Consider the following 22,883-nt stretch of genomic DNA (forward strand, 5'->3'; position numbering starts at 1 on the left):
AAAAATGATTAATTGATATTCAACATGATATAATTATACATGTTAGGAGTGAAATACATGAGCGAACGTAATGAAAATTTAGTCACGATGATTGCTGTCGTAATTGCTATTATCGTTGGCGTTATTTTACAAATCGTTTATAAACTGCCTATTATTGTTTCGGTTGTTATAGCAGTATTGTTAGGCATTTTAGTTGGATTTATTGTTTATATTATTCAAAGTATTATACGTAAACGAAAAGGTAAATAAGGGAGTATCATACAATGTCACTCTCAATAAAAGATTGAATTGAAAACATTAAATATTATTCAATTCAGTCTTTTTTATACATTCCTTAAATATTTTTCTTACTTTTTATATCCAGCCTTTTTCCTTTGCTTTCTTCCAAGCATTAAATCGATTCTCTGCATTTAATTTATCAATTATATTAGACGTATAATTTCTCACTGTCCCATCTGAAAGATAAAGTTTTTCTGCAATTTCTTTACTACTTAAATTATCTCCAATTTCACGTAATACCACTTGTTCTTTATGTGTTAAGGGATTAGATTCTTTGAATAAAGTAGTCATTAATGAAGTACTATATTCCTTTTCACCATTCATGACATGTTTAATAGTTTGTATTAAATCTTCTACGGAACGTTCTTTTAATACATAAGCATCTACTTCATTTGCCACAGCTTTTTCAAAATAACCTGGTCTTTTAAATGTAGTTACAATTATTACTTTAGTATCAATTTTAAATTCTCTTATTTTAGATAATACTTCTAAACCTGTTAGCCCTGGCATTTCGATATCTAAAATTGCAATATCTGGATGATATTTTTCAATAAACTCAAATGCGTCACCCCCATTATTACAATCATTAACTACTTTCATTTGCTCGTTAAATTCAATCAGTTGAACCATCGCTTTTCTCAACATATATTGATCTTCAGCTATTATAATGCTAATCATTTAATATCCTCTCTTGGTATCATAATACGTATATGCATACCATTTTTAGATTTAATTTCTAATTTTCCTTTAAGAAGTTGAACTCTATTTTCTATACTTTTTAATTTAAAGTCTTCAGTGGTGTTACAACCTTTTCCATTATCTTGAATAATTAGGTATAGATTATTATCTTCTTGTATCATTTCACAATAAATCTTACTAGCCTTTGCATGTTTAATGACATTATTGATTGCTTCTCTCAAAATCATTGATAGTATCGATTGCTTTGTTGGAGTTAAAACATTTACCTTTCTTATATTTTTTAATTCAAATTGAATGTTTGCATCTTTTAAAACATTTTTTATGGATTGAACTTCCTCTTCAAAACTTTGAGATTTTAAATTTTCAATAATATTTCTTACCTTAATTAAGGTATCTTTAGATATCTGATTAATCGCCAATATTTCATTTTTAGCTTTTTCTTGATCTTTATCAATCAACTTATATGCCAATTCTGATTTTAAACTAAGACTTACAAATACATGACCTAGTGTATCATGTAAATCTTGCCCTATACGTTGACGTTCTTGTTCTGCAATTAATGTATTAATATACTTATTTTTCTCTTCTATTTCATTTTTTAATGCTCCATCTTTTTTAGTTTTAAAATTCCCTAAAGTAATAATTAAAATAACTAAATAAAAGATAACTAATACAGTTATATATTGTATTTGATAAATACTTGTAATTATAAGACATAAAAATATTGCAATTATAAATGTGATAAATTCTTTTGACTTAATTGTTACTTCAAACATAAAAGGTAATGCAAATGCGCTAAAGAAAAAGAATAAGCTATTCATTGGATTAATTGCATAAACAAAATATATAATTCCTACATAATGAACCACTAATAGGCTATATATTACGTTATTGTTAAATCGATAATAATATATTACTAGCATAAGATATGACACAATAAAAATAGCTAAAACAATTAAATATACAGTTTGAGAACCTCGTTTTTCATTAAAGATACTTATAATTGGAAATAACAAATATATAAGCGTAGACAGCTCTCCTAATCTAACGCTCCATTTTCTTTTTTTCATCTAACTCACTTCTTTTCTGTGATTGATCCACACTGTAATAATTAAAAATAGTATACTATATACAATTAAAATAAATAATGAAGTAATATTTAAACCTTGATTTTTAGCTAATTCTAATGCAAAATTTTTCAAATGATATGTTGGAGTAATATTTGAAATTCTTTGTAACCAACTCGGAAATGTTTGAATTGGAAACCACAATCCTCCTAATATCGCTAATACCATATTAACTATATTGGCTAAACTACTTGCTTTTTGTGTTTCATTAAATTGAGCAATGATTAGTCCTAATGTTAAAAATAAACTTGCACCTATCCATAATGAAACACCTGAAAGCAACCATTGTTGTATACTCATATTTACGTGTTTATATAGATGAGCAACAGTAAAAATCAAAATAATAGCCAATAAAAATAACAATATTGTTTTTATCATTTTAGTAGTAAAATAGGTTTTACTAGATAAAGGCGTTACCATTAATCGTTTAAACCAACCTGTGTTTCTTTCTTCAATAATCTCTATAGGAAATTGCATTAAACAAAAACTCATCAAGCTAAACACTGTCATACTATACATATATTCTTTATAGAACTGCTGTTTCGCCTCTTCTGGTAAGTCTAGTAAAGAAGTAAATAATAAATAAAAGCCTACCGGTAATATGATTGATAAGAATGTTGTTAGTTTCTTTCGAAAAATAATTTTAAATTCTGTTTTTAATAAAGCGATATTATTCATTTTTAGTCCCTCCCTCTTTTACATCAGCAAATAAAATTGTTTCTAACAATGTTTGCTTTTCAATAGTCATGTCATTTAAATTTATATTTAATTTTTCCAAATAATATATTACTTTCTTAACATCAGATGTTTTAATTTTTAAAATAGTATCTTCAATTTTTACATCAAAATAATTTGTTAAATTCTGTAAATTATTGTCTACTGTATTTGGTACTTTAATTATTGAATATTGTTGGTTGGTTAATATATTTCTAGGTGAATCATTTAACTTAATAATGCCTTGATCAAGAAATATAACTTTATCTGCCATTCGTTCTACTTCTTCAATATAATGAGAAGTATAAAAAATAGATACATTTTCTTTTTTTAATTTCCCTATCATTGTCCAGAAATGTTCTCGCATTTCAACATCCATAGCTGCAGTAGGTTCATCTAAAATGAGAAGCTTTGGTTTTCCTATTAAACATAACCCAAAATCTAATATTCGTTGTTGTCCACCAGATAAGTGATTTGCATACAGATTCAATTGGCTATCATTCAATTTTGTAATTTTTTTAAATTCATCTATCGAAATTGCATCCTTGTATAGTTGACAAAATAATTTATATAATTCTTTTACTTTTATTAACCTAGGAAAAGACGTTTTTTGAAATAATACACCAATATGATTTAAATTTAATAAATGATCTATATCTATAATTTCTCCCGTTTCTGCTTTCAAATGATTAATTAAAATATTAATTAAAGTTGATTTTCCGGCTCCATTTTTTCCTATTAATGCAGTACTCATACCCTTTTCTATATTTAGTGATATATTTTTCAATACTGTTTTTCCATTATATTTTTTGGATAAATGTCGAATTTGAATCATAACTCATCACTTCCTTTTGTTAATATAAATAATTTATCAACAAACAAGTTATAATTTCAGATAAAAATGTCACTATTTTCAAATGACATTTGTCATATTAATAAAACCGACAAAGCACAAAGCTTTGTCGGTTTTATTATTTTTACAAGATTGGTGATAATAATTTGGCAATATCTTCTTTGAATTTAATTGATAATGGTCGTTTTTTATATTTCTCAAGTGTAAGTTGTTTAGATTTTTTTATATCTTCTTTATACGCCTCTTTTAACTTCTTAGCTAATTGTTCATCATATACGAATGCATTAACTTCAAAGTTCAATACAAAACTTCTGTAGTCCATATTAGATGAACCTACACTACTGACTTCATCATCAATCATTAACATTTTAGAATGTATAAATCCATTTTGATACGTATACACTTTTACTCCATATTCAAGCAATTCAGCAACATTTGAAAATGTAGACCAGTAGACAAATGGATGATCCGGTTTACATGGAATCATTATGTTAACATCAACACCAGTATTTGCTGCCATTTTCAATGCATTAATGTAAGATCGATCTGGTATAAAGTAAGGTGTTTGAATATAAATAGATTTTTTCGCACTCATAATCATTTTGGTATATCCAAACTCAATTTGGTGTAATTCATATGCAGGTCCACTTGAACCAATTTGAATGGCTGAATGACCATCCTGTACTTTCTTTTTAGGAAAATACTTATCATCATATTCAAATTGTGGACGATGTGCTTGAGAGTTCCAATCAAGAATAAACCTAATTTGAAGTGCATTTACAACATCACCTTGTACTCTTAAATGCGTATCTCTCCAGTATCCTAGTTTACCTAAACCTAAATAATCGTCACCTACATTAAATCCACCAATATACCCGATTTGACCATCAATAACAATAATCTTACGATGGTTACGATTATTCATTCTAAAGTTAATAATTGGTAGTTTAGATGCAAAAAATGCTTCTACCTCTCCACCTAATGATTCAAAATGTTTAAATTTGTGACGTTTTAAATTTTTTGAACCCACATCATCGTAAAGTAATTTAACTTCTAAACCTTCTTTTAACTTTGTTTCTAGGGCATCGATAATTCGTTTTCCTAGACCATCGATTTCAAATCCAAAGTACTCTAAATGTATGTAATCTTTCGCATTATAAATATCTTCGAGTACTTTGTCATATAATTCATGACCATCAATAAATAAATCAATTTTATTGTCTTCAGTAATAAAAGCATCTTGTTTCTTTAATAGCATTCTTGCCATATCTTGATGATTTTGTAGCTGCTTGTTTTCTGTATGATAGTTGTAATGATCAATTTTATGAGCTTGTTCATCAATCAAATCTTTATAAACATCTAGCTCTTTACCATTATTTTTTTCCATTTTTCTTTTTGAAACAGTTCTACCGAAAAATAGATAAAGAATAAATCCAAGCACTGGTAATACAAATAATACAAATATCCAGGCCCATGTTGAAGATGCACTACGTCTGTTACGCTCTAAAAAAATTAAAATAAAAGCCAACACTAAATTGCCTAAAAATCCAAGCACTAAAATTATATTCAATATTGTGCCAATTTTAGGGCCAAAAAGACTTATCATAATTCTAAACTCCTACTTCTCAAATTCAACTTTTATTTATCGGCTAATATTAAAAAGGCACTTAATATTTCTTCATTGTTAGGAAATTGGCGTTCTTCAATTTTATCAATTGAAACATTTAATAATTCATAGCGACGACCTTCTTCACTTGCTAAATATTGATTAATTTCATTTTCCAATTCTTCAATTGTTTGTTCTTGAATTCTTTTAAATTTTACTTTACTCATTTATAACACTCCATTTCATATATTTGTTTAAATCATAGTCTTTTTACATGTGTTTATCAACTAAATTGCAATGATAATAGGACGTCTTTTAAAAGCGTTTACATATTTATTTTTATTCTCTTAAATTCACATTACTAAAAAGGTAGTGTATACTAAATACATTCTATTCAAATTTTCAGAATAATCAGTTTAGAATAAGCATAAGGAAGTTAGGGAGGAATTCGATGATATCTTTTGAAAATGACTACCTAGAAGGTGCACATCCAAAAGTTTTACAACGTTTTATTGATACAAATTATATTCAAGCTTCGGGTTATGGGGATGACCAATTTTCAAAACAAGCCGCTGATCAAATTCGAAAAACGATTCAATGTCCTGAAGCCACTGTTCGCTTTTTAATTGGTGGTACACAAACAAATCAAGTTGTTATTAATACTGTATTAGAGCCATATGAAGGGGTTATTTCAGCAGATACAGGTCATGTGGCAGTACATGAAGGGGGCGCTATAGAATTTAGTGGTCATAAAGTATTAGCAGTACCATCTCATGAAGGTAAGATTTCACCTAAAGAAGTAAATACCTATCTTGAAACTTTTTATAATGATTTCAAACGTGAACATATGGTATTTCCTGGTATGGTGTATATTTCTCATCCTACTGAATATGGAACGCTTTATAGTAAAGAAGAACTTAGGAATTTATCAGAAGTCTGTAAGGAACATCATATTCCATTATTTATGGATGGCGCCCGATTAGGTTATGGTTTGATGAGTAATGAAACAGATGTCACAATTGAAGATATTGCTAATTACTGTGATATTTTTTATATTGGTGGTACAAAGATTGGTGCACTATGTGGTGAAGCGATTGTATTTACAAACAATAATGAACCTAAACACTTCACTACACGTATTAAACAGCATGGTGCCCTACTAGCTAAGGGACGTTTAGTTGGTATTCAATTTTTAGAATTATTTACTAATAACTTGTATTTTGATATTAGTCGACATGCTATTAATATGGCGAATAAAATGAAGCAAGGATTTATCAATAAAGGATATAAAGTATATTTTGATTCTCCTACTAATCAACAGTTTTTCGTATTAAATGATGATAAGATTAAAGATCTTCAGAGTAAAGTGAAATTTGCAATTTGGGAAAAATACGATGATACACATCGCGTTGTTAGATTCGCAACAAGTTGGGCCACAACTGAGGAAAATGTTGACAAACTTTTAGAATTAATTTAATTATAAACTTATTTAATATAGACCTTAAGGTGACATACTTCGGGTCTATATTTTTATGTTTACATAATATTTTTATAATTCATATAGGTTTTATTGATATATTTAATAAAAATAGGAGCTATATATTATGAAAAAATATTTAGTGGTAGACGAACATGAAAAAACAAAAAAAGCTAAACAATCTATGATCAAACTAGAAAATTTCGAGAAGTATATAAAGAATATTTTTTAACTTACTTGACCAAAACTTGACCAATTCACTACTTTTGAAGAAAGTGGTCAAGTAAAAATAGATTATTTTCAAATAAAAAAGAAGCTAAGGCAAATGCCTTAACTTCTTATATCCCTAAGTCTTTCCCCTTTTTGCTTAGCGATTAGTATTGTTTCATATATTGATCGCGTTCCCATTCAGAAACTTGAGTTCTGTAATAGTCCCATTCGATAGATTTAGAATTAATAAATTGATTATAGATGTGATTGCCTAATGCTTTTTTAACTGTATCGTTTTCACGCATTGCTTTTAATGCAGTGTAAAGTGTAGATGGTAAATCTTGAATACCTACTGCTTCACGTTCTTCACGATTCATTTCATAGATATTTTGGTTTACTGGTTCTGGTACTTTAGTTTTGTTTTTAATACCGTCTAAACCAGCTTGTAAGATCGCAGCTAAAGCCATATATGGGTTAGCAGCCGGGTCAACTGAACGTACTTCAATACGAGTTGATAGACCTCTTGAAGTAGGTACACGTACTAATGGAGAACGGTTTTTACCACTCCAAGCAATGTAACATGGTGCTTCGTAACCAGGTACTAAACGCTTATATGAATTGACTAATGGGTTACATACTGCCGTAAATCCACGTGCATTATTTAAGATACCTGCAGTAAAGTGATAAGCATCTTCAGTTAATTGATCTTTGCCGTTTGGATCAAAGAATGCATTTTCTTTACCTTTGAATAAAGATACGTTGAAGTGCATACCACTTCCATTTACACCAAATAATGGTTTTGGCATAAATGTCGCATGTAAATTATGTTTACGTGCAATTGTTTTAACAACTAATTTAAATGTTTGAATGTTGTCACATGCTGAAATTGCATCTGCATATTTGAAGTCAATTTCGTGTTGACCTGGTGCTACTTCATGATGACTTGCTTCGATATCAAAGCCCATATCTTCTAATTCAAGGACGATGTCACGACGACAATTTTCACCTAAGTCAGTTGGTGCTAAGTCGAAGTAACCGCCATTATCATTTAATTCTAATGTTGGTTCACCTTTTTCATCCAATTTGAATAAGAAGAATTCTGGTTCAGGCCCTAAGTTGAAATCTGTATAACCTAAGTCTTCCATTTCTTTTAATATACGTTTTAAGTTCGTACGTGGGTCCCCAGCAAATGGTTCACCATCAGTTGTATAAACATCACAAATTAAACGTGCTACTTTGCCTTGACCTGCTGTCCAAGGGAAGATAACCCAAGTATCTAAATCTGGGTATAAATACATATCTGATTCTTCAATACGTACGAAACCTTCGATTGAAGATCCGTCAAACATCATTTCATTATCTAACACTTTTTCTAATTGGCTTACTGGAACTTCAACATTTTTAATTGTACCTAAGATATCAGTGAATTGTAATCTTAAATATCTTACGTTTTCCTCTTTTGCAAATTTGCGAATATCCTCTTTTGTAAAAGTATGTTTTGGCATGGTAGACATCCTCCAAGTTATTAATTAATAAATCGTGATAAATCGCCACGGTTTATCGGTAAAGCTTCACTGCGCGGTTTCTGAGTTGCATCTACAATCATTCTTTTTCTCGTCTCTTGTTCATCAGTAGTTAAATGCCCTTGATTATTTGTAATTATTTGTTTAATACCTTTTAAATTAAAACCTTTTTCAATTAACGTTTTAATTTCTAACAGTCTCTCTAAGTCATTCATCGAGAATAACCTTTTATTTCCTTCGGTACGTTCGGGCTTAATGAGTTCATGTGTTTCATAATAACGTATTTGTCTTGCTGTGAGTTCTGTCAATTTACAAACAACACTCATAGAGAACACGGCCATATTACGTCTTATTGTATCGTTAGACACTATAACCTCACCTCTACTTTTGAACTTGTCTATAATTTAGCATAGATTAATATGAAATACAAAAATATGTTAGGTTTTCTGACATGAAAATTAAATATTTCTTACATATAAACGTAAAAGCCCATAGATACAGTTATCTACAGGCTTTTTACTATTTAAAAATTATTTTTCAAGACATCAATACGATAGCGTATTCTTATTGTTAAGTTTTAAAAATTTAAGTTTCATTAATGGTTATCTTCCATATTTGCTTCAAAGTCATCAAGTAATGCTCGAGCTTCATCCACAGTTTCTGTACTCATTAATTGATGCCGTAATTCACTTGCACCTCTAATACCTCGCACATAAATTTTAAAGAAACGTCGTAAACTTTTAAATTGTTGTGTTTCTTCATTTGAATACTTTTCAAATAACTCTAAATGTAATCTAAATAAATCCAAGAGTTCTTTACTTGTATGTTCGCGTGGCTCTTTCTCAAATGCAAAAGGATTATGGAAAATGCCTCTTCCTATCATAACTCCATCAATACCATATTTCGTCGCAAGTTCCATACCTTTTTGTCTATCTGGAATATCACCATTGATAGTTAATAATGTTTGAGGCGCCACTTCATCGCGCATTTCTTTAATGGCTTCAATTAATTCCCAATGTGCATCGACTTTGCTCATTTCTTTACGTGTACGAAGATGGATAGATAAGTTTGCAATGTCTTGCTTAAACACATGTCTTAACCATTCTTTCCATTCCTCTATATTATAATAACCTAGACGTGTTTTAACACTAACAGGTAGTCCACCTGCCTTGGCTGCTTGAATAATTTCAGCTGCTCTTTCTGGTCGTAAAATTAACCCAGACCCTTTACCTTTTTTGGCAACATTTGCGACAGGACAGCCCATATTTAAATCAATACCTTTAAAGCCCATATCTGCTAAACCAAAACTCATTTCTTTAAATTGCTCTGGCTTATCACCCCATATATGAGCAACCATAGGCTGTTCATCTTCACTGAATGTTAAACGTCCTCGTACACTATGTATCCCTTCTGGATGACAAAAACTCTCCGTATTTGTAAATTCAGTAAAAAATACATCCGGTCTCTCTGCTTCACTTACTACATGTCGAAAAACAATGTCTGTCACGTCTTCCATCGGCGCTAAAATGAAAAATGGACGTGGTAATTCATTCCAAAAATTTTCTTTCATAATTGATTTAAACCTTCTTATTCATTAGTATCTCGTATAATTAACCATGATATATTATCATAAAATAAATCCATATACAAAAGGAAATTCACTCTCATTATGTTTATTACTATCTATTTTTGAATATTGTATTATACTACTTAAATTAAATTCTGTTCTTTTAAATTCATAACCGCACGTGTTACTGCAATTTTAACATGTTCATAAGTTAGACCACCTTGCACATATGCCTCATAAGGCGGACGAATCGGACCATCTGCTGATAATTCAATAGAGGATCCTTGCACAAACGTTCCTGCTGCCATGATGACATCATCTTCATAACCAGGCATATAACTAGGTTCAGGACTAAAGTGTGCATTAATTGGTGAAGCATGTTGAATACTTTGACAAAATGCAATCATCTGTTCTTTTGTATCAAATTGAACGGTTTGAATTAAGTCTGTACGCTTAGCATCGTACTTGGGAACTGTGTTCATATTCATTTTTTCAAGAAGTAAACTTGTAAATAGTGAGCCTTTTAAGCTTTGACCCACTACATGCGGTGCTAAAAAAAATCCTTGATACATTTCTTGCAATGAAAATAATGAAGCACCCGCTTCTTTACCAATCCCAGGTGCAGTTAAACGATAACCACATCGTTCGATTAAATCTTTTCGTCCTGCAATGTAACCACCAATTTTTGCTAATCCACCACCAGGATTTTTTATTAATGACCCTGCAATTAAATCTGCACCCACTTCTATTGGTTCTCGACGCTCTACAAACTCTCCGTAGCAATTATCCACAAAAATAATTACATTGGGATATCGTTGTTTAATTTGAGAAATAGCAGTTTCTATTTCATCTACTGTAATTGAAGGTCGTTGTCCATACCCTTTTGAACGTTGAATAGCAATAACTTTCGTTTGTTTCGAAATAGTATTTAAAACAGTTTCAACATCAATCATTCCATCTTTTAATGCAACTTCTTTATATGTCACGCCATGCTCTTTGAGACTTTCAATACCATTACCATTAACACCAATCACTTCAAGTAAGGTGTCATAGGGACTACCTGTAATGTACATCAGTTCATCGCCATATTTGAGTGTACTTTGCAATGCTAATGTAATTGCATGAGTACCTGAAATAATTTGAGGTCTAACAAGTGCATCTTCTGCTTTAAACGTATGAGCATATATCTCTTCTAAATGATCACGTCCAAAATCATCATAACCATATCCTGTAGAACCTACTAAATCATTCTCGCTCGCTTTAACATGATGAAATGCATTAAGAACCTTTTCCTGATTGATATAAGCAGTTTCTTCAATTTCTTTAAATAAGGGTGTTAACGTTTCTTCTACTTTAGAAACGATGTGTTGAATATCTGACATGCAATTTATCTTCCTTTATATATAATTATTTTCTATATCCTTTAACGATATAGCTTTCATTATTTTCATCAAATTTCATTTCTTCGATAAGTGTATGTTGTTTTAAAAAATATAATCTATCTGCATCTTCACTAGATACAGTTTCTACGTAATATGACAAAGTCGCTTTTATTTGATCAAACAGTAACTGCTTCACTTTTAATTTATCTTCACTATTACGACTTGATACAAATACAGACGGATGGCCTGATACCGGTACATCAGTTTCTTCAGAACATTGATCTTTTTTATTAAAAATGATTGCTTGTGGAAGGTCATCCATATCTAAGTCTTTTACCAATTGATTAACCGTATCATATTGAGCACGATATTCTGGATGACTTGCATCAACGACATGTAGAAGTAAATCAGCACTTTTCGCTTCTTCTAATGTCGACTTAAATGCTGCTACTAACGTTGTAGGCAACTTTTGAATGAAGCCTACGGTATCAGAAATAATTAAATTAAACCCATTGTTAATTTGTATTTGTCGTGTTTTAGGGTCAAGTGTGGCAAATAGTAAATCTTTTTCAAAAGTCGTTTCGTTTGCTAAAACATTAAACCAAGAAGATTTTCCAGCATTGGTATAGCCAATAAGTGCAATTTGAAATACTTGATTTTGTTCGCGTTGATTACGATATCTTTCACGATGTTCGACCACTGTTTTAAGTTGATGTTTAATTTCATTCATACGTGTTCTAATATGACGTCTATCCATTTCTAATTTTGTTTCACCAGGACCACGCGTACCAATTCCCCCGCCTAAACGAGATAAACTTTTTCCATGTCCTTGTAATCTAGGGAGTAAGTAATCGAGTTGAGCTAATTCAACTTGTAATTTACCTTCTCTACTACGCGCTCTTAAAGCAAAAATTTCAAGAATGAGCTGTGTTCTATCGATAATTTTAATGCCCAAATTATCATTTAATGTTTTTGATTGTGCTGTTGTTAATTCATCATTTGTCACAACAACATCGATGTCATGAAATTCTATAAAAGCTTTAATTTCATCAATCTTACCTTTGCCAACATAATATTTATAATCAAATTGATCTTTATTTTGAGTGACTTGTCCTATAACATCTAATTGACAAGTCAACGCTAAAGCTTCTAATTCTTCCATTGTAGATTCAAAATTATATTGATGATCACTTTGAGCATGTACACCAACTAATACAGCAGTTTCTAGCTTTTTCTTAGTATCATAAGTGTGTTGCTGAGCCATGATATACATCTCCTTTTTTAACATGTCTTACATATTCTATCATAGAGCAAGTTTAAAGACTAACGACTAAAACTATGTTAAATTAAAGCTAAGTTGAAAGGGTGATAGTATGGAAAATATTTATGATTTTGAAGTTCAAAAATCTAATGGTGAAAATTATAAATTAGATGTATATAAAGGCGATGTTATGCTTATCGTTAATACAGCGAGTGAATGTGGATTTACACCACAATTTGAAGGATTACAAGAACTATATAATAAATATAAGGACCAAGGATTTATTGTTTTAGGTTTCCCATGCAATCAGTTTGGTGGTCAAGAACCTGGTTCTGGTGCTGAAGCAAATCAAAATTGTAAAATTAACTACGGTGTCACATTCCCTATTCACGAAAAAGTTGACGTTAAAGGCGATAACCAACATCCATTGTTTCGTTATTTAACAAGTCAAGCTAAAGGTATGTTAAGTGAAAAAATTAAATGGAATTTTACTAAGTTTTTAGTAGACCGTGAAGGTAATATTGTTCAACGCTTCTCACCTCAGAAAAAACCTGCTCAAATTGAAAAAGATATTGAAAAACTTCTATAAATAAATAAAAGCTTCAATATAGATGACTATGTCATAGACAATCGTTCTATATTGAAGCTTTGTTTTATTACAAACATTTCTTCTATTTGTTCAAAAGTGCAAAAATTGATGAGAATTTTGCAAGCTACGTATACATTTTGACCGTGGACTACGCTCTAAAAGTCAGTAACTTGGCACTTTAATTACAACTTATTCTTCACCTTCACCTGTAGCTTCTGAATCAGTAGATTCTGTATCCACAGTGAAAGTGCTGATCGCATGTTTGTAAATCAAATGTTGTTTGCCTTGAGAAACTAAGCTAATCATGTATTTATCAAAGTCTTCGATAACGCCTTTCATTTGAAAACCATTTAAGAAAAATACAGTAATTTCCGTTTGTTCTGCTTTAAAGTTCTCTAGTGCTTGATCTTGGATGTTTTGGTTTGCAATCATGTTTAGAACTCCTTTTATTTATTTGGGTTGTAATCTCATCTAACATCATTTGAAGTGACATTGTCTCTCTATCAAACCATTGAACATTCATTTTGTTTTTAAACCATGTGAGTTGCCTTTTCGCATATTGCCTTGAATGTTGTTTCAATAATTCTATAGCTGGTTCTAATTCCATTTCTCCTTTTATAACAGGGACAAGTTCTTTGTAACCAATTGCTTGCATACTCTGACTAGATTCAAAACCTTGTTCAACTAGTGCTTTCACTTCATTAAATAATCCGTGGCCCAACATAATATCAACACGTTTATTTATTCTTGTATATAATGTTTTGCGCGACATTTCAATCCCTACTAATAATGTATCATAATTTTCTGTAAATTGTTGAACTTTCTTTCGAGAACTTAAAAGTTTTTTTGTTTTTAAGTAATATTCAATCGCTCTAAGTACTCTTTTTCTATTATTTGGATGAATATCTTTAGCTGATGTTTCATCAAACGATGCTAAGTAGCGATGTAAGTCATCATTATTTAATTGATTTAATACATCTATTTTTTCTTTTACTCTTAATTCTTTTTCTACTGATATATTTTCATCATCAAATGGATAATCGTAAATTAAAGATTGAATATATAAACCTGTACCTCCTGCAATAATAGGTACTTTACCTCTTTTTGTAATATCTTCAATAAGCACTTCTGCTCTTTTTTTAAATTCGTATGCAGAAAATGATTCATCAGGATTTAAGATATCTATTAAATAATGGGGGATCCCTTCCATTTCTGTTTCTGTTACCTTTGCAGTACCTATATTCATTTGACGGTATACTTGCATCGAATCGCCACTAATGATTTCTCCATTCATTTTTTTAGCTAATTCGATACTCAATTCTGTTTTACCCGAAGCTGTCGGCCCTACAATGACTACTAGAAAAGGTTTTTTTGATGCTTGCAATGATTACGCCTCACTCTGATTATTTTTCAATACTTGTTTTTGAATCCAATCAAACATATGATTCCATATCATTTGTTGATCAACTTCAAATAATATTTCATGTCTTCTATTTGCATAAAGTTGTACCGTAATATGTTTAATACCAGCTTTTTTAAATTTTCTGGCCAAGGATTTAATACCTCTGCCATACTCTCCAAAAGGATCATTTTTTCCAGAAATCATCAATATTGGTAACTGTTTATTTATTTTTTTTAATTGACTATAATTTGCAGTACGTGTCATATGTTTTACTGTTTCATAAATTAATTGGTTTGAAACTAAAAAGCCGGTATACTCATCGTTTACGAATTTATCAACTTCTGTAGACTGTGATGAAAGCCAGTCACTTTCAGTTCTTGGTTGATCAATCTTTTTGTTAAATGATTTGTAAACGAGTTGATTGACCCATTTTAAACGCTTGCGCTTCCCAGTAAAAATAGAAATTAATTTCAAACTGATCCCTGCAGGAATTCCTTTCCATTTCGGATATTGTCCTGTTCCAGTTAATATCAATCCATTAGCAAAATTTGGATAAGTTTCAACAAATAAACGTGCAATAATAGATCCCATTGAATGGCCTAATACAATATAGGGTAATCCTTTCTCACTATCATATAATGTTTGTGCAATTTCAAACGCATCTTGAACAACTTGATTCATACTGTCGTAATGTCCACGTTCTTTCTCATCAATCTCTTTCCCATGTCCTCTATGATTATGTCTAATCACATCATAGCCTTGATGCGTTAAAGCATTAACAAGTGTTTCGTATCGATCCATATGTTCAGCCATACCATGAAATATATGTATAATACCATAAGTCGCTATGTTTGCTTTATCTACTTTAACTTCTAAAGTTGTTCCATCTTCTACAGTTATTTTATAAGCACTTTGCCCCATAGATATGCCTCCAATCTCTTTCTATAATGGTATGTTAACAACGTACTATTCCTACTAATATACCTATACTCTTTAATGTTATCAAATAGTTTGTTACTTTTTAATAGGTTATATATACTTTAAATTTAAAAATTTTATCAAAATATAAAAAACTGAGATTGAGTGCTTTTACCCAATCTCAGTTGCTATACTATTTTAACTATATTTATTTTTCTGCAGGTTGATGATTACCATGTGTTGCTTCTTCAATAGCTTCATCAACTTCTTTAGAAAATTCATTTTTCTGTTCAGCAGTATAATTTAATAATTTATCTAATTCATCAATAATTGCTTGTTTATATTGTTTAACTGTATTGATGTCAAAGTATAATTTACCAGTACGACGAATTAAGAAATCAGTTGGTTTATATACCATTTCGTTTTGTACACTATAAACTAATTGAACGTATAATTCTAATGGCATATTTAAATCTTTTTCATTCGTTAATTGTGCAATTGCGAATAATTTATCTACATTTGAACCGTATTTTGAAGCTAAATTATGTGCCACATCTGTGCTTAATCCAAGTGCTTTACCTTCTTGAACTTTACGATTTACGTAATTTTCAAAGTTTTTACTACCACCAACATCTCCACCAGAAATAGGTGTATTTTTAGTTTTGCTATCCGCAAATTTTAGACTATATTCTTGTTTTAAACGCTTAGCTAATAAATCAACAATTTCTAATGCCATATGACGATATCCAGTTAATTTACCACCAGCAATGGTTAATAATCCTGATTTACCTTCCCAAATTTCATCTTTACGTGAAATTTCTGAAGGATCTTTTCCATCTTCTAAAATTAATGGACGTACGCCAGCCCAAGTTGATTCAATATCAGCATCAGTAACATGTACATCAGGGAACATATAATTGATTGCATCAATTAAATAGTCTCTATCTTCTTGATTAGTTAAAGGTTTTGTTTTTTCATTATTATAGAATGTATCAGTAGTACCTACATATGCTTTACCTTCACGAGGAATAGCAAAAATCATACGACCATCTTTTTCAGTATCAAAGTAAACCGCTTGACGTAATGGGAATTTTGATTGATCGATAACTACGTGAACACCTTTTGTTAAACGTAATTGTTTATTGTTACGTGTATAATCTTTCTTTCTCACTTCGTCTACCCATGGACCAGCAGCATTGATTACTTTTTTAGCATTGATTTGATACTCTTCACCTGTAAGCATATCTTTTACTTTAATACCACTTACTTTATTTTTAGCATCGTATACGAAGTCAGTAGATTTAGTGTGATTAATGACTTCAGCGCCTTTTTCAGCAGCACGTTTCATCACTTCAATTGTTAAGCGAGCATCATCAGTACGATATTCTACGTAGTATCCGCCACCTTTTAAACCATCTTTTTTCACAAGAGGTTCTTTATTTAAAGTAGCTTGTTTTGATAACATTTTTTTACGTTCATGACGTTTAACGCCTGCTAAACGATCATACATTGTTAACCCGATGTTAGTTGTGAATTTACCAAATGTCCCCCCTTTATGCATCGGTAATAACATCCATTCAGGAGTTGTTACGTGGGGACCATTTTCATAAACTATTGCACGTTCTTTACCTGTTTCAGCAACAACTTTGATTTGTGCTTGTTTCAAGTAACGTAAACCACCATGTACTAATTTAGTTGAGCGAGAACTTGTACCTTGCGCAAAGTCTTGCATTTCTACTAAAGCTACTTTCATACCACGTTGTGTAGCATCTAATGCAATACCTGCACCAGTAATTCCTCCACCAATAACTACAACGTCAAATTCTTTATTTCTTAAATTCTTTTTAATTAAGTTCCTGTTAAAAGTAGATAATGCCATAATATACCCTCCAAAATTTATATTAAAAAAAGAGAGACCTATACACACAGAAGCATACTGCATGATAACAGGTCTCTCAAATCTCGACTAATGTATTAACTTAATTACATCATAACATATTCTTTGTAACTAAGCCATAATTAAAAATTAATCTTCTAATTTAAAGACTTGAGTAGCTTCTACTGCTTTCTTCCAACCTTTATATAACTTAGTTCTTGTTTCTTCAGACATTTCTGGATTAAATTCTGTTTCTAATTTCCATCTATCAGCAATGTCTTTTTTATCTTCCCAAAAGTCTACAGCCAAACCTGCTAGATAAGCAGCTCCAAGTGCTGTTGTTTCTTGAACTTCCGGACGTTCAACTGATGTATCAACAATATCTGCTTGGAATTGCATTATAAAGTTATTTTTTACTGCGCCACCATCAACACGTAAATTATTTACTTCAATTCCTGAATCTTTAGACATTGCTTCCATAACATCGCGTGTTTGATAACATAAAGATTCTAATGTTGCACGAATGAAATGTTCTTTTTCAGTACCACGAGTTAATCCGAAAATCGCACCACGTGCTTCAGAATCCCAATATGGTGTACCAAGTCCTACGAATGCAGGAACAAAGTAGACATTATCAGTAGAATTAACACGTGTTGCATAGTTTTCAGTTTGCGGTGCAGAATTAATAATTCTTAAACCGTCACGTAACCATTGAATTGCTGATCCAGATACGAAAATTGATCCTTCAAGTGCATAGTTTACTTTACCGTCAAGACCATAAGCAATTGTAGTTAACAATCCACTTTCAGACGTTACAGGTTCTTCACCAGTGTTCATTAACATGAATCCACCAGTACCATACGTATTTTTCACATCACCACGTTCGAAACAAGCTTGACCAAACAATGCTGCTTGTTGGTCACCAGCAATACCAGCAATTGGTACTTCTTGACCAAAGAAATGATAATCTTTAGTATGTGCATAGATTTCACTAGATTCTTTAACTTCTGGAAGTATTGCTTTAGGAATATCTAGTAATTCTAATAATTCATCATCCCATTTAAGTTCATGAATGTTATACATTAATGTACGGCTAGCATTTGAATAGTCTGTAATATGTGCTTCTCCACCAGAAAGTTTCCACACTAACCAAGTATCGATAGTTCCGAATAATAAATCCCCATTTTCTGCTTTTTCTCTTGCACCTTTAACATTATCTAATATCCATCTTACTTTTGTTCCAGAGAAGTAAGGGTCTAATAATAAACCTGTTTTATTACGAAATGTTTTTTCGTGACCTTGTTCTTTTAATTCATTACAAATATGTTGTGTTTGACGAGATTGCCAAACAATTGCATGATAAATTGGACGGCCTGTTTTCTTATCCCAAATGACCGTAGTTTCACGTTGGTTAGTAATACCAATACCTTTAATTTGTTCAGGGTCAATTTCATTTTCATTTATCACTTCAGCCATTACTGCTAATACTGATGTCCATATTTCATTGGCGTCATGCTCTACCCAACCAGATTTAGGAAAGTATTGTTTAAATTCTCTTTGCGCAACGCCTTGAATTTCTCCTTCTTTATCAAATAAAATTGCTCTAGAGCTAGTTGTGCCCTGGTCTATTGACATGATGTATTGTTCCATAATTTTTCTCCTTCTTTCATTCTGACTGTATGTGTTAAGTATCCTTTGAATCACATAGTCAATATATTATATGATTTAAAACTAAATTTTTACTTTTAATAAATTGATTCAATATCTTTATTGTTATTTGATTTATTAAGAGATAAACCAATAAGTAATGTAACAATTACAACTACAATGCTAACACCACTCATAAAAGTAAATTCATTTTTATAAAAAACTTGATAAATTACAGCACCTAGCATACCGCCAGCAATTGGTCCTAGTACTGGTACAATAGCATACCACCAATTAGATCCTCCTTTACCAGCAATTGGTAAAATCGCATGTGCAATTCTTGGTCCTAAGTCACGAGCTGGATTAATGGCATAACCTGTAGGCCCACCTAAACTTAAACCTATTGCAATAATTAAACTACCCACAATTAATGGGTTTAATCCATCTGCAATTTTATTTACCCCAATAAATAAAATCCCTAAACTTAAAATAGCAGTTCCAATAATTTCACTTAAAAAGTTAGCAAAATAATTTTTAATAGCAGGTGCAGTAGAGAATACGCCTAATTTTGCACCTTGATCTTTAGTTGCTTTCCAATGTGGTAAATACATTAACCAAACAAGTGTAGCTCCTACAATTCCTCCTAACATTTGACAAACAATATATCCTGGTACTTTTATCCAACTAAAACTTCCCTCAACTGCTAAAGCAATTGACACAGCTGGATTTAAATGGGCTCCAGAAAATTGTCCTACTGCATAAACTCCCATAGTTACAGCTAAGCCCCATCCAGCGGCAATAACGATCCAATCAGATTCTTGTCCAGCGCTACGTTTTAAATTTACATTTGCACATACGCCTCCACCGAACAAAATAAGAATGGCCGTGCCTAAAAACTCTGCTAAATAAGCATTCATGTTTTAACCTCCTACAAGGCAAAGAGACTTCTACAAACTATATAATTAGGGTTGCAGAAATCTCTTCATCTCTCATTCAAATATTAACTTGTATAAATCATACAAAATAATTGTAAGCGTTGTCAATGATTTTTGTAAAAAAATTGTCACAATTTATTTTATAGATTAAAAGAGCGTATTATAATTATTTTTTATCAATACATAAAAAAACCTGAGACATCAATTTTGTCTCAGGTTAAAAAGATAATTTCTACCATAATTTTCTGTTACTTGTGGTTACATAACTTGCACCACTATTAATTGCATCATTCACTTCTTTTTCTTCTTCGATTAGCCCACCTGCTATAATTTTAGCAGTCGTTGCTTCTCTTACATTTTCAACAATTTTATGAGCAATACCTGGTAGTACTTCAACATAATCTGGGTCCACTTTCTTTATGAGTTGTATACTACGATTGAGTGCTTGACTATCAATAATAAAAACTCTAAAAATAGTAAGTACATTTAATGATTTTGCTTTTTGAATAACTTTTGTTTTTGTTGAAACAATCCCTTTTGGTTTATAAGTTTGAATGATATATTCACATGCATATTCATCATGTGCCATTCCTTTAATTAAATCAATATGAATATATGCTTCAATGTCATGTTTTTTAAGTAACTCTATAATGCTTCTTAAATGACCTACATGCATATCTAAAAGGACACACACTTTATAATCCGTTTGAATTAATTTCTCTAAATCTTTCATATTTCGAATTGCTGGTAGTACGTGTTCTTTCATTTCTATGCATCCCTTCTACATTACTCGTTTAAATAATTTCTCTAATTCATAATTTGAAAAGTTAATAATAATTGGTCTACCATGAGGACAAGTAAATGGATCTTCCGCTTCTCTTAATTGATCAATTAAATCTGCCATTTCATTCTTTTTTAAATAATGATTTGCTTTAATTGACTTCTTACAACTCATCATAATAGCTGCGTCTTCACGCATTTTTTTAACGTCAATTTTTTTATGATTTAATACGAGTTCAATCATATCTTTAATAATTTCCTCTGCTTCCACTTTAGGAAACCATACTGGATAACTATTTACAATATAGTCATATCCACCAAAATGTTCTAAATGGACCCCTACTTTATCAAGTTCTTCTCGATATTGATCAATAATTAATTGCTCGTCTTTTGAGAAGTGAAATGTTAAAGGAATTAACAAATCTTGTACTTCATTTGATACTTCGCCTATCTTTTCTCTGAAATATTCGTATTTAATACGTTCTTGTGCAGCATGTTGATCTATCATAAACATTCCATTTTCATTTTGAGCAATAATATAGGTACCGTGTACTTGGCCAACTACTTCCATATATGGCACACGTCGAGACGGTGTTGAACTTACTTTACCTTTAATATCTTGTTCTTCTTGATTTGTAACATTCTCTTGAAAGTCATCATTTTCATCATAATTATAAATATTGGTTTCATCATGTCGAGTGTTATCGATTGAAGATTCGGCACGATCTAAACTATTTAAAATATCTTTTTGAATGTCGAAGTAATCTTTATCCATACTACGTTTATTATTATAGACACTAGAATTTTCGTTATCTTCTCTAGTGTAAGAATCATCAGAGGTATGTGCTTCATCATATTGATGACTTATTGTTGAAAAGGTATTGTTAGTCGAAATGTTGGGGTCATTTTTATTTTCTAATTGTTTTGTCTCATTTGAAATATTTTGTTGTTTTTGTTCAAAATCGATTTTTTGTTGTTCAAATGTATGCAATACTTTATTTTTTTTAGGTGTTCGATCTAAATCGTTTTTAGGAATTAATATTCTATCTTTAAATGCATGTCTAATTTTTTCAATAATTAAATTATAAAGTTGTTCTTCTTTTGAAAGTCTAACTTCAAGTTTCGTTGGATGCACATTGACATCTACTAAAATTGGATCCATTTCTATATTGATATAGCAAATAGGGTAACGACCTATGGTTAGAAGTGTATGATATCCTTCAGTAATAGCTTTATTTAAAGCGAAATTTTTGATATATCGACCATTAATAAAAATTGAAATATAATGTTTATTACTACGAGAATGTTCCGGTTTAGCAACAAATCCTTCTAAATGATAGTCACTAGTATCGCCAGAAATGTGAACTAAATCTTTTGCAACTTTAATACCATATATTTCAGCCATCACTTCATTTGTTCTTCCAGAACCATTCGTTTTTAACATCGTTTTTCCATCAGATATAAGTGAAAAGCGAATGTTTGGATGACTCATTGCCATTCGATTAACAATATCTGTAATTTTTCCTAATTCTGTATATAAACTTTTAATATATTTTAATCGAGCTGGCGTATTATAAAATAATGATTCTACTTTAATATCTGTTCCTTTTTTGGCTTTTGCTGGTTTTTGAGATAATATTTCACCATTTTCAGCATAAATTTCGTGACCATTTTCATTATCTGTACACGTTTTAAGTGTCACTTTAGCTACAGATGAAATACTGGCCAGTGCTTCACCTCGAAACCCTAATGTTCTGATATGAAACAAATCGTCATCATCATTTATTTTACTGGTAGCATGGCGATGAAAAACAAGTTGCAAATCATCTTGCTCAATTCCAGTTCCATTGTCGACTACACGAATTGAGGAAATACCTGATTGTTCTACTTCTATATTAATTTCAGTCGCCTTAGCATCAATTGCATTTTCAAGTAATTCTTTTACTACTGAACTAGGACGTTCAACCACTTCTCCTGCAGCAATTTTATTTGCTAAAGATGTTTGTAATTCTTTAATTTTACCCATGTATTAACACCT

General features: G+C 30.9%; 22 protein-coding genes. 3 read left to right on the top strand and 19 right to left on the bottom strand.

Features of this window, described 5'->3' with window-relative positions; all coding sequences use genetic code 11:
* The first annotated feature begins 57 nt into the window (after positions 1-57).
* Complete coding sequence (locus NR218_RS08260) at positions 58-249, top strand: hypothetical protein (RefSeq protein ID WP_017174651.1); 192 nt, start codon at positions 58-60, stop codon at positions 247-249.
* A 105-nt stretch (positions 250-354) separates the two neighbouring features.
* On the opposite strand, the gene NR218_RS08265 is transcribed toward NR218_RS08260, so the two are convergent.
* The 6 genes from NR218_RS08265 to NR218_RS08290 form a co-directional block, all read right to left on the bottom strand.
* The gene (locus tag NR218_RS08265; protein ID WP_017174650.1) at positions 355-957 is read right to left on the bottom strand and encodes a response regulator transcription factor; all 603 of its coding nucleotides are present in this window, start codon (positions 955-957) and stop codon (positions 355-357) included.
* Complete coding sequence (locus tag NR218_RS08270; RefSeq protein ID WP_017174649.1) at positions 954-2,048, bottom strand: sensor histidine kinase; 1,095 nt, start codon at positions 2,046-2,048, stop codon at positions 954-956. The genes NR218_RS08265 and NR218_RS08270 overlap by 4 nt, the downstream gene beginning before the upstream one ends.
* Positions 2,049-2,783: an ABC transporter permease gene (locus NR218_RS08275; RefSeq protein ID WP_017174648.1), complete on the bottom strand. Its 735-nt coding sequence runs from the start codon at positions 2,781-2,783 to the stop codon at positions 2,049-2,051. It lies immediately after the preceding gene.
* Positions 2,776-3,654 carry an ABC transporter ATP-binding protein gene (locus tag NR218_RS08280; RefSeq protein WP_017174647.1) on the bottom strand — a complete coding sequence of 293 codons (879 nt, stop codon included), beginning with the start codon at positions 3,652-3,654 and terminating at the stop codon, positions 2,776-2,778. The genes NR218_RS08275 and NR218_RS08280 overlap by 8 nt, the downstream gene beginning before the upstream one ends.
* 142 nt (positions 3,655-3,796) lie before the next feature.
* On the bottom strand, positions 3,797-5,278 hold the full coding sequence (gene cls, locus NR218_RS08285; protein WP_017174646.1) for a cardiolipin synthase: 1,482 nt from the start codon (positions 5,276-5,278) through the stop codon (positions 3,797-3,799).
* A gap of 32 nt (positions 5,279-5,310) precedes the next feature.
* Complete coding sequence (locus NR218_RS08290) at positions 5,311-5,505, bottom strand: hypothetical protein (protein ID WP_017174645.1); 195 nt, start codon at positions 5,503-5,505, stop codon at positions 5,311-5,313.
* Between the two features lie 224 nt (positions 5,506-5,729).
* On the opposite strand from NR218_RS08290, the gene NR218_RS08295 reads away from it, so the two are divergent.
* The gene (locus tag NR218_RS08295) at positions 5,730-6,755 is read left to right on the top strand and encodes a threonine aldolase family protein (protein WP_017174644.1); all 1,026 of its coding nucleotides are present in this window, start codon (positions 5,730-5,732) and stop codon (positions 6,753-6,755) included.
* 374 nt (positions 6,756-7,129) lie between these two features.
* Here the strand turns inward: NR218_RS08295 and glnA are convergent, their stop codons facing one another.
* From glnA to hflX, 5 genes are all read right to left on the bottom strand, one after another.
* Positions 7,130-8,470 carry a type I glutamate--ammonia ligase gene (gene glnA, locus NR218_RS08300; protein ID WP_017174642.1) on the bottom strand — a complete coding sequence of 447 codons (1,341 nt, stop codon included), beginning with the start codon at positions 8,468-8,470 and terminating at the stop codon, positions 7,130-7,132.
* Between the two features lie 20 nt (positions 8,471-8,490).
* Positions 8,491-8,859 carry a MerR family transcriptional regulator gene (locus NR218_RS08305; RefSeq protein WP_025987220.1) on the bottom strand — a complete coding sequence of 123 codons (369 nt, stop codon included), beginning with the start codon at positions 8,857-8,859 and terminating at the stop codon, positions 8,491-8,493.
* A 224-nt stretch (positions 8,860-9,083) separates the two neighbouring features.
* Positions 9,084-10,058 carry a tRNA dihydrouridine synthase gene (locus NR218_RS08310; protein ID WP_017174640.1) on the bottom strand — a complete coding sequence of 325 codons (975 nt, stop codon included), beginning with the start codon at positions 10,056-10,058 and terminating at the stop codon, positions 9,084-9,086.
* A gap of 140 nt (positions 10,059-10,198) precedes the next feature.
* Positions 10,199-11,437, bottom strand: a complete 1,239-nt coding sequence (locus NR218_RS08315; RefSeq protein ID WP_017174639.1) for an aminotransferase class I/II-fold pyridoxal phosphate-dependent enzyme — start codon at positions 11,435-11,437, stop codon at positions 10,199-10,201.
* Positions 11,438-11,462: 25 nt separating this feature from the next.
* On the bottom strand, positions 11,463-12,701 hold the full coding sequence (hflX, locus tag NR218_RS08320) for a GTPase HflX (RefSeq protein WP_017174638.1): 1,239 nt from the start codon (positions 12,699-12,701) through the stop codon (positions 11,463-11,465).
* Between the two features lie 109 nt (positions 12,702-12,810).
* Between hflX and NR218_RS08325 the strand changes: the two genes are divergently transcribed.
* Entirely contained in the window at positions 12,811-13,287 is a 477-nt protein-coding gene (locus NR218_RS08325) for a glutathione peroxidase (protein WP_002448833.1), read from the top strand.
* Positions 13,288-13,476: 189 nt separating this feature from the next.
* Here the strand turns inward: NR218_RS08325 and hfq are convergent, their stop codons facing one another.
* From hfq to mutL, 8 genes are all read right to left on the bottom strand, one after another.
* Positions 13,477-13,719: an RNA chaperone Hfq gene (hfq, locus tag NR218_RS08330; RefSeq protein WP_002448741.1), complete on the bottom strand. Its 243-nt coding sequence runs from the start codon at positions 13,717-13,719 to the stop codon at positions 13,477-13,479.
* A complete protein-coding gene (miaA, locus tag NR218_RS08335) occupies positions 13,673-14,671 on the bottom strand; it encodes a tRNA (adenosine(37)-N6)-dimethylallyltransferase MiaA (RefSeq protein WP_002448817.1) in 999 nt (332 codons plus the stop codon). The genes hfq and miaA overlap by 47 nt, the downstream gene beginning before the upstream one ends.
* Positions 14,672-14,674: 3 nt before the next feature.
* Positions 14,675-15,610 carry an alpha/beta hydrolase gene (locus NR218_RS08340; protein ID WP_019835598.1) on the bottom strand — a complete coding sequence of 312 codons (936 nt, stop codon included), beginning with the start codon at positions 15,608-15,610 and terminating at the stop codon, positions 14,675-14,677.
* 205 nt (positions 15,611-15,815) lie between these two features.
* Positions 15,816-17,486: a glycerol-3-phosphate dehydrogenase/oxidase gene (locus NR218_RS08345; RefSeq protein ID WP_017174637.1), complete on the bottom strand. Its 1,671-nt coding sequence runs from the start codon at positions 17,484-17,486 to the stop codon at positions 15,816-15,818.
* A gap of 147 nt (positions 17,487-17,633) precedes the next feature.
* Positions 17,634-19,133: a glycerol kinase GlpK gene (gene glpK / locus NR218_RS08350; protein ID WP_017174636.1), complete on the bottom strand. Its 1,500-nt coding sequence runs from the start codon at positions 19,131-19,133 to the stop codon at positions 17,634-17,636.
* A 95-nt stretch (positions 19,134-19,228) separates the two neighbouring features.
* Positions 19,229-20,047 carry an MIP/aquaporin family protein gene (locus NR218_RS08355; protein WP_017174635.1) on the bottom strand — a complete coding sequence of 273 codons (819 nt, stop codon included), beginning with the start codon at positions 20,045-20,047 and terminating at the stop codon, positions 19,229-19,231.
* A gap of 250 nt (positions 20,048-20,297) precedes the next feature.
* On the bottom strand, positions 20,298-20,831 hold the full coding sequence (locus tag NR218_RS08360; protein ID WP_017174634.1) for a glycerol-3-phosphate responsive antiterminator: 534 nt from the start codon (positions 20,829-20,831) through the stop codon (positions 20,298-20,300).
* A 15-nt stretch (positions 20,832-20,846) separates the two neighbouring features.
* Positions 20,847-22,871, bottom strand: a complete 2,025-nt coding sequence (gene mutL / locus NR218_RS08365) for a DNA mismatch repair endonuclease MutL (protein WP_037540998.1) — start codon at positions 22,869-22,871, stop codon at positions 20,847-20,849.
* Positions 22,872-22,883: the final 12 nt, after the last annotated feature.

This window comes from Staphylococcus sp. SUC_1.2 (assembly GCF_026222585.1).

What these genes read in the sequence shown, in the direction of transcription:
- NR218_RS08360 (WP_017174634.1), bottom strand. Translation starts at nt 20,831, where the DNA reads ATGAAAGAACACGTACTACCAGCAATTCGAAATATGAAAGATTTAGAG.
- NR218_RS08290 (WP_017174645.1), bottom strand. Translation starts at nt 5,505, where the DNA reads ATGAGTAAAGTAAAATTTAAAAGAATTCAAGAACAAACAATTGAAGAA.
- NR218_RS08270 (WP_017174649.1), bottom strand. Translation starts at nt 2,048, where the DNA reads ATGAAAAAAAGAAAATGGAGCGTTAGATTAGGAGAGCTGTCTACGCTT.
- NR218_RS08310 (WP_017174640.1), bottom strand. Translation starts at nt 10,058, where the DNA reads ATGAAAGAAAATTTTTGGAATGAATTACCACGTCCATTTTTCATTTTA.
- NR218_RS08275 (WP_017174648.1), bottom strand. Translation starts at nt 2,783, where the DNA reads ATGAATAATATCGCTTTATTAAAAACAGAATTTAAAATTATTTTTCGA.
- mutL (WP_037540998.1), bottom strand. Translation starts at nt 22,871, where the DNA reads ATGGGTAAAATTAAAGAATTACAAACATCTTTAGCAAATAAAATTGCT.
- NR218_RS08260 (WP_017174651.1), top strand. Translation starts at nt 58, where the DNA reads ATGAGCGAACGTAATGAAAATTTAGTCACGATGATTGCTGTCGTAATT.
- hflX (WP_017174638.1), bottom strand. Translation starts at nt 12,701, where the DNA reads ATGGCTCAGCAACACACTTATGATACTAAGAAAAAGCTAGAAACTGCT.
- NR218_RS08340 (WP_019835598.1), bottom strand. Translation starts at nt 15,610, where the DNA reads ATGGGGCAAAGTGCTTATAAAATAACTGTAGAAGATGGAACAACTTTA.
- NR218_RS08280 (WP_017174647.1), bottom strand. Translation starts at nt 3,654, where the DNA reads ATGATTCAAATTCGACATTTATCCAAAAAATATAATGGAAAAACAGTA.
- NR218_RS08295 (WP_017174644.1), top strand. Translation starts at nt 5,730, where the DNA reads ATGATATCTTTTGAAAATGACTACCTAGAAGGTGCACATCCAAAAGTT.
- glnA (WP_017174642.1), bottom strand. Translation starts at nt 8,470, where the DNA reads ATGCCAAAACATACTTTTACAAAAGAGGATATTCGCAAATTTGCAAAA.
- NR218_RS08315 (WP_017174639.1), bottom strand. Translation starts at nt 11,437, where the DNA reads ATGTCAGATATTCAACACATCGTTTCTAAAGTAGAAGAAACGTTAACA.
- NR218_RS08265 (WP_017174650.1), bottom strand. Translation starts at nt 957, where the DNA reads ATGATTAGCATTATAATAGCTGAAGATCAATATATGTTGAGAAAAGCG.
- glpK (WP_017174636.1), bottom strand. Translation starts at nt 19,133, where the DNA reads ATGGAACAATACATCATGTCAATAGACCAGGGCACAACTAGCTCTAGA.
- hfq (WP_002448741.1), bottom strand. Translation starts at nt 13,719, where the DNA reads ATGATTGCAAACCAAAACATCCAAGATCAAGCACTAGAGAACTTTAAA.
- NR218_RS08355 (WP_017174635.1), bottom strand. Translation starts at nt 20,047, where the DNA reads ATGAATGCTTATTTAGCAGAGTTTTTAGGCACGGCCATTCTTATTTTG.
- NR218_RS08325 (WP_002448833.1), top strand. Translation starts at nt 12,811, where the DNA reads ATGGAAAATATTTATGATTTTGAAGTTCAAAAATCTAATGGTGAAAAT.
- cls (WP_017174646.1), bottom strand. Translation starts at nt 5,278, where the DNA reads ATGATAAGTCTTTTTGGCCCTAAAATTGGCACAATATTGAATATAATT.
- NR218_RS08345 (WP_017174637.1), bottom strand. Translation starts at nt 17,486, where the DNA reads ATGGCATTATCTACTTTTAACAGGAACTTAATTAAAAAGAATTTAAGA.